Origin of the sequence: Alteromonas sp. AO-Serp, assembly GCF_017849675.1 — a bacterium.
Classification (GTDB): Bacteria; Pseudomonadota; Gammaproteobacteria; order Enterobacterales; family Alteromonadaceae; genus Alteromonas; species Alteromonas macleodii.
Window position 1 is genome coordinate 1 of sequence record NZ_JAFLMX010000102.1, and the last position, 7,554, is coordinate 7,554.

At 46.7% G+C, this 7,554-nt stretch carries 4 protein-coding genes; 2 read left to right on the forward strand and 2 right to left on the reverse strand.

Annotated elements, in window-relative coordinates; translation table 11 throughout:
- On the reverse strand, positions 1-1,466 hold a 1,466-nt coding region (gene topA / locus QVA83_RS08005; protein ID WP_287498330.1), incomplete at its 3' end, for a type I DNA topoisomerase.
- A gap of 395 nt (positions 1,467-1,861) precedes the next feature.
- Between topA and astB the strand changes: the two genes are divergently transcribed.
- On the forward strand, positions 1,862-3,202 hold the full coding sequence (astB, locus tag QVA83_RS08010; RefSeq protein ID WP_014979096.1) for an N-succinylarginine dihydrolase: 1,341 nt from the start codon (positions 1,862-1,864) through the stop codon (positions 3,200-3,202).
- 78 nt (positions 3,203-3,280) lie between these two features.
- Here the strand turns inward: astB and QVA83_RS08015 are convergent, their stop codons facing one another.
- On the reverse strand, positions 3,281-5,830 hold the full coding sequence (locus QVA83_RS08015) for a beta strand repeat-containing protein (RefSeq protein ID WP_156078249.1): 2,550 nt from the start codon (positions 5,828-5,830) through the stop codon (positions 3,281-3,283).
- Positions 5,831-5,944: 114 nt separating this feature from the next.
- On the opposite strand from QVA83_RS08015, the gene QVA83_RS08020 reads away from it, so the two are divergent.
- On the forward strand, positions 5,945-7,291 hold the full coding sequence (locus tag QVA83_RS08020; protein ID WP_014949187.1) for a dicarboxylate/amino acid:cation symporter: 1,347 nt from the start codon (positions 5,945-5,947) through the stop codon (positions 7,289-7,291).
- The last annotated feature ends 263 nt before the right edge of the window (positions 7,292-7,554 follow it).

Here is a 7,554-nt window from a genome sequence, read left to right on the forward strand (position 1 = left end):
GAAGCTTCATTAAATCGCGCTACAGGCTTGGTGAAGTGCTGTTTAGGATCAAGCGCTTTTAAGTCAAGCACATCGCCTTTTTGTACATCAGGCAACATGAGCTCTTCTTCGCCTTTTTTACGAAGCTGAGGTTGAACGCGAGTCCAGCCATCGAACTTAAGTACGCGGCCCTTCGCCGTCAGCTCGTAATCACCCGCCGCCACTTTGATAGTGGTTGCATCGTACTTAGCTGGAGTCATTTGACAAGCCACAAACTGGCGCCAAATAAGCTCATAAAGTCGCTGTGCATCGCGCTCCATATCGCCCAAACTTGCAGCACTTATGCTCACGTTTGAAGGACGGATCGCTTCGTGCGCCTCTTGCGCACCTTCTTTACTGCCGTAGCGATTTGGCGAATCAGGCAAGTACTTGTCACCAAAATTATCTGAAATGTATGCACGAGCACTGTCCAACGCCTCTTGGCTTAAATTAGTTGAATCCGTACGCATATAGGTGATGTAGCCCGCCTCATAAAGGCGCTGTGCCATCATCATGGTTTTCTTAACACCAAAGCCCAATCGAGTACTTGCCGCTTGTTGTAGCGTTGAGGTAATAAATGGTGCAGAAGGACGACTTTGCGTAGGCTTTGACTCGCGGCTTTCTACCGTGTAGTTAGCGCCTTCTAAGTCAGCAAGCGCTTTATCTGATTCGGCCTTGTTTTTAGGCTTGAACGCATTGCCCTGGTGCTTTGCTACCAGCATGCGCAGTGCCGCTTTTTGCTGGCTAGTTAAATCTGCGTGTACGTCCCAAAACTCTTCAGGTACAAACGCTTTAATTTCTCGCTCACGCTCTACAACAAGTCTAACCGCTACCGATTGAACTCGCCCTGCTGAGAGGCCTCGCGCAATTTTTTTCCACAGAAGTGGCGATACCATGAAGCCTACAACACGGTCTAGGAATCGACGAGCCTGCTGGGCGTTGACGCGAGAGATATTTAGTTCGCCCGGATCTGAGAACGCATCTTGAATCGCGTTTTTAGTAATTTCGTTAAACACCACTCGCTGGTAAGTTTTGTCTTTTTTACCTAGCAGCTCTTGTAAATGCCATGCAATCGCTTCCCCTTCGCGGTCCAAATCGGTCGCGAGATAGATAGTGTCAGCATCTTTAGCAAGCTTTTTAAGTTCGTTAACGACTTTCTCTTTACCCTGCAGCACTTGATAGTGGGCTTTCCAGTCTTTCTCTGGATCCACACCCATTCTGTCTACAAGCTTCAAATATTCGTGACGGCGAAGATATTCTTGACGCTCTTCTTCGCTTAAAGTTTTGAGTTCTTTAGCCGGTTTTTTAGGCTCTACTTTGCCTAAAGCCTTCGTCGGAAGATCTCGCACGTGGCCAACCGAACTTTTTACGATAAAATTTTTACCGAGATATTTATTTATCGTTTTCGCTTTGGCTGGTGACTCGACTATGACCAGTGATTTTGCCATATAATTGAACTAAACCTATTGATTTTTAATGACTATTTACGTCAAATTCTGAAAATTGGAGCAACCTTGCACTATATATAGGGTACTCGCTCTTTTTTAACATATATCTACAAAGTGAATGGAAAACAAGATCTTCTTCATACTTATTCTTTCCTTTGCTTTAAACACGCGCAAAAACTGCACAATAAATGAACAGCGCGATTGGCATTGGCCTTAAAAGCCGTATAATGCCAGCCATTCCAACCTAGCCTGACAACATGTTCAGGTGTGAAGAAGTGCATCGTTTGTCCCTGTAAAAGAACGAAAGCGTTGCCGCTGCTATTAAATTAATCGCAGTGCGTATGGAAAAGTAACATATAGGGTCAAGCGCCAAAACTCCAAGAATGAGGGAAAGTATGAAGCAGTTTGAAGTTAACTTTGATGGTCTTGTAGGACCTACCCATAACTATGCCGGTTTGTCGTTTGGCAATGTCGCTTCCCTGAACAACGCAAACGCAAAGAGCAGTCCAAAACAAGCTGCAAAGCAAGGCTTAGCCAAAGCAAAGGCGTTGGCCGATATGGGAATGGTTCAAGGTGTGTTGGCCCCACAAGAGCGTCCTGACATCGCCGCACTGCGCCGATTAGGCTTCACAGGCTCAGATGCTCGCGTGCTAGAAAGCGCTGCAAAGCAATCTCGCGAGATTTTCCTTGCTTGTTGTTCTGCCAGTAGCATGTGGACTGCAAATGCCGCCACTGTGTCTCCTAGTGCCGATACTGCTGATGGTCGCGTTCACTTTACCCCTGCAAACTTAACCAACAAGTTCCATCGTTCACTAGAGCCTCAGGTTACAGGCAATATCCTGCGCGGTACATTTGCCAATGAAAAGCACTTTGCTCATCACCAGCACCTGCCAGATAACGAGCATTTTGGTGACGAAGGTGCAGCCAACCACACGCGACTTTGCAGCAACTATGGTCAGGCAGGCGTAGAGTTGTTTGTTTATGGTCGTCATGCATTTGATACCAGCAAACCAGCACCGAAAAAATATCCGGCTCGCCAAACGCTAGAAGCATGCCAAGCAGTAGCTCGCTTACACGGTCTAGACGACGATGGCGTAGTTTACATGCAGCAAAACCCAGACGTTATCGACCAGGGCGTATTCCACAACGATGTGATCGCTGTTGGTAACCAAAATGTGTTGTTTTTCCACGAGCAAGCGTTTTATCAAAAAGATGCTGGATTTAAAGAGCTTCAAGCTAAATTTGGTAGCGAACCGCTTCACTTTATCGAAGTGCCGACCGCTGAAGTCTCTGTACAAGACGCAGTAAAAACCTACTTGTTCAACACGCAAATTATAACGCTTCCAGGTGGTGATATGACCATCATCGCGCCAACTGAGTGTGAGGAAAATGAAGCCGTTAAGCGCTATTTAGACAAGCTGGTAACTCTGGGTACGCCCATTAAGTCGGTTAATTATTTTGATGTAAAACAAAGCATGCGTAATGGCGGTGGTCCGGCATGTTTGCGTTTGCGCGTTGCGATGAATGACCAAGAACTTGCCGCAGTTAATCAAAATACGTTAATCAACGATACACAGTTCGCTCGCCTAAACGCTTGGGTCGACAAGCACTATCGCGATGAATTAGGTGAAGATGACTTGCGCGATCCGCAGCTTCTCATTGAATCTCGTACTGCGCTTGATGAGCTTACACAAATCCTTAAAATTGGTTCGGTTTACCCATTCCAACAGGCGTAAGTTAAGTCTGATTAAAATTAAGCGAAAAAGAAAGCCGGCTATAAGCCGGCTTTTTGTTACTTGTTAAGTATAAACTCTTTATGGTGTGACCAGCGTACACTGATCAGTTACGCCGAATGGATTAGCCGGCGGTGACGCCCCTTCATCCGTCACGTCGTCAGCAGAAATACTTAGGGTGTAACGCATCTTCGCACTTGCTTCACTGCCTGTAGACTGCCCGAACACTGAAATGACGGCGTCATACCAGATTGCATAGCTGCGAGGATAACGGTATTCCAATTCCGCGTAGCCATTCTCATCTGTCACCGCTGCACCGTTGGCAAACGCGATGGTCCCAATTAATCCAGGAGTTAACATACCGTCTTCATTGGTATCTTCATCTCTTGGTGTTGTATCCAAAATACCGTTGTCGTTAACGTCTTCGGTTTCACAGTTTTGATTTACTATTGCAACCCATTGAGAAGCATCATCGTCGAATACCCAAAAGCCGGTTCTATACTCACCGCCATTTACGTATTTTACCGGCGCAACTGACGCAGTCAGGTTAACGCCACTAACTGGCTGACCTGCAGAATCTGATACAAACACACCAAAGCGCTTTAGGTAAGAAGTCGATGTGGCTTCTTCTAGCTCATTACCCGTTCCTAGCGAGATATCAAAAGCACGTGCGCCCACTGTTAACACAACCTCGTCGTCAATGGCTGGGTCGTCAGCAACAAAAGCAGTAACCACTACCGCGTCTTGAGTCGATACCGATCCAGAAGTAAAGACGGTGGTCGCTATCCCCTTGCTGTCGGTGGTTGCCTGAGAAGGTGATACAAATCCGGTCGATACGTCAGATACAGAGAAGTTAACCACACTGTTCTTCACTAGGTTTCCATCAACGTCACGAACAACTGCACTGATGGTACTGGTTTGACCGTCAGGGCCAATGATGTCAGGTGATGCATCGGCAATCAGTGTGTGAGGTGTGGTAGCAATAAACTCAATCTGAGTGAGTGCTGAAACCAACACATTACCACTTCCGTCACTCGCTGATGAAGTGATTGAAGAGATACCCGCGTTATTTGCACTGATATCAATACTCGCTTGCCCTTCTGCATCGGTCACTACAGTTGCGTTGCCCGCAATAACACCACGTGACGCGCTAAAGGTAACATTCTGACCTACCACAGGCGTGTTGTCTTGACGCCACTGGACCGTAATAGTTTGAGTCTGCCCTAGCGGCACCTCCTCTGTAGGCAAGTTGACAAAGTTAAATTCGTCTTGCTGAACTTGCACCGTAAAGCTTGTCTCAGCGTTAAGTGCTGCCGCAGTGATAGTATCTTCGCCAGACGTTGATGCAGTGTAAGACACTGTCGCTTGTCCGTTTGCGCCCGTATTAACAGTCGTGCTGCTAAGCGTTCCGTTAACCGCACTTAGCACTACGTCTTGGTTGAGAATTGATGTTCCGTCAGAGTCCTGAACACGAATTGTATAATCTACGCTGTCGTTCAAAATAACTGACGATGCACCGTTGATGGTGACTTCTGTACCAGCAATGGTAATTTCAACTGTTTGCGTAAGGCTGCCTGCACCTGCTGTAATGGTGACGATGCGGTTTGACGCATCGTTTTGAGACGTTAATATTGCGCGCGCTGTACCATCTGCGGCGGTTTCTGGTTGAGTTAATTGAAGTTCAACCCCATCGCCTGATGCGGCAGAGAAGCTTACTTCTACCCCTTCCATCAGCACACTTTGTTCATTTTTAACCAGTGCTATCAACTCAACTTCATCACTACCGCTTGAGGCGAGCTGAATGCTGTTAGCATAAAGCTCCAGTGACGCGGGCTCTTCACTTACCGTTGTACTGCCCGTAGAGCTGAATGTAGTTGAATCCGCTTCACCCGTTGGCAAAGTAGCCGTTACTTCACCATCCCCTGATGCGCTTCCCACCGACATACCGATCGACGCTACGCCTTCAGCATTAGTCAGTGCAGTGGCAGTATCGTTAGAAAACGTCGCTAAATCATCGTTGCTCAATGAGAAAGTTAGGAGCAAATCGGCTTGAGGCTCACCCTCAGAATTGGTCACGGTTGCCAGTGCAACCAATGCGTTGCTAGAAGATAAGCTGTTGTCTGCTTCCCCAGCTGCATTTTGTAGGGCTAGCGATACACTTATTGTGGTTGGGTCGGTGCTTGTCACCGCTGTGGCTGAAAACGTAGTAGTTCCCGTTTCGCCGCTACCGAGCGCAGCGGTAATTTCGCCATCTCCAGAAGCCGTGCTGGCATTAAGACGTAATCGGGCTACACCATTTGAATTTGTACGCGCCGTTCCCGTGTCGTTGCCAAACTCGGCTAGTTGTTCGTTGCTTAGCGTAAAGGTTAGTAACGCGTCTGCATGCGGATCGCCATCTTGATCTGACACGGTCGCAACAACAAACAGACTATTGTCTTCAGAAAGGCTGTTGTCGCTTGCTCCACTTTCATTTTCCAGTGTTAAAGCGATTGAATAGGTTGGTGATGTGGTACCGCCGTCTCCGCTTCCGTTATCCGTGTTATCTCGAGAGACTGATGAACCGCCCCCACCACATGCTGTTAGCATAAATAATGCGCTAATTAGGCTTAGCGTTTTCGCTAATGTCGACATAATTCGTTCCTGAACCTCTTTTATTGACAATTGCGTCGTTTTTTATGTTTAAAAATCAACTGAATCTGGCACACTACGAAAGATTAAAAATATAAAAATGCACAGGGAACATTAATGTCTTCATCTGCACATAAATATAGTTTAACCGCCCGCATCTTTATCGGCATGGCTGCCGGTATCTTGACTGGTGTCTTTCTCCAATTATTGTTTGATGATAGCGGAGATTTTACTTTTTCGATATTCGGTTTAGAGTTCTCAACGTATAACATTCTTGTAGAAGGTATATTTTCCACTCTCGGCCAAATATTTATTGCCAGCTTAAAAATGCTTGTGGTTCCTCTTGTGTTTGTTTCCTTAATTTGCGGAACCAGCACACTGTCTGACCCTAGTAAATTGGGAAGACTTGGCGCAAAGTCAGTCGGACTCTATGTTGTCACAACCGCCATTGCCATAACACTAGCCATGAGTATAGCTTTAGTGGTGTCTCCGGGTGACGGGCTAAATCTAACAACAGAAACTACCTTCCAAGCGAAAGAGGCCCCTAGCCTGTCTGACGTTATCGTTAACATGTTCCCAAGCAACCCAATTAACTCAATGGCACAGGGCAACATGCTACAGATCATTGTGTTTGCCGTACTGTTTGGTATAGCTATGGCGATGACAGGTGATGCGGGCAAGCGTCTTACCGCTATCTTTGAAGATATTAATACGGTAATCATGCGTCTTGTTACCATCATCATGAACTTAGCGCCGTACGGCGTGTACGTGTTGATGGCGAAACTCTTCTCCACTATTGGTGGCGAAACAATTCTGAGCCTGGCGAAATATTTCTTCTTAGTATTTGGCGTGTTAATCCTTCACGGCCTGGTAACCTACTCTGTGCTGCTAAAAGCTTTATCGGGATTAAACCCTGTTATCTTGATGAAGAAAATGCGTGACGCTGCGCTATTCGCATTTAGTACCTCAAGCAGTAGCGCTACCTTGCCCGTCACTATGGAAACGGCGAAAAACAAGCTTGGCGTAGGTAACTCGGTATCGTCGTTCACCCTGCCGCTAGGCGCAACAATTAACATGGACGGCACGGCCATAATGCAGGGTGTTGCCACGGTCTTTATTGCCCAGGTTTACGCTGTCGATTTAAGCCTTGGCGACTATATGATGGTAGTACTTACCGCCACCCTTGCTTCTATCGGAACCGCCGGTGTGCCAGGTGTGGGCCTTATCATGCTAGCTATGGTATTGCAGCAAGTGAACCTACCGGTTGAAGGGATCGCACTTATTATCGGTGTAGACAGACTGCTGGATATGACACGCACTGCGGTAAACATTACAGGCGACTGTATGGTGTCGTGCATTGTAGCTAAAAGCGAAGGAGCATTGGACGAAAGCGTTTATAACGATCCTAAAGCCGGTTTGAAGCAGGAAGATGTGGACTTCGAACATTTTGAAAAGAATAAATAACGACTACAAAAGCTTCTTTAGCTCGATTTACATATGAGTTTACAGAAGCAGTCGCATACTAAAAAAGGCCAGCATCAATTGCTGGCCTTTTTAGTTAGTTGCTTGCTCCGTTATACCAATCCGCATAGATAATTGCCCACTCAGAAGGCGCTGGCAAGCTTCCTAGCAAAGCGTGGGAATGCAGGAATGGCTGTTCCCTTTCAAATTCCCAGAATGCAGCTAGGAAGCTTGCCAGACCTTCCCAAAGGGCGAGTTTAAAATGT

Coding starts and splice junctions, on each gene's coding strand:
- astB (WP_014979096.1), top strand. CDS start 1,862: ATGAAGCAGTTTGAAGTTAACTTTGATGGTCTTGTAGGACCTACCCAT.
- QVA83_RS08015 (WP_156078249.1), bottom strand. CDS start 5,830: ATGTCGACATTAGCGAAAACGCTAAGCCTAATTAGCGCATTATTTATG.
- QVA83_RS08020 (WP_014949187.1), top strand. CDS start 5,945: ATGTCTTCATCTGCACATAAATATAGTTTAACCGCCCGCATCTTTATC.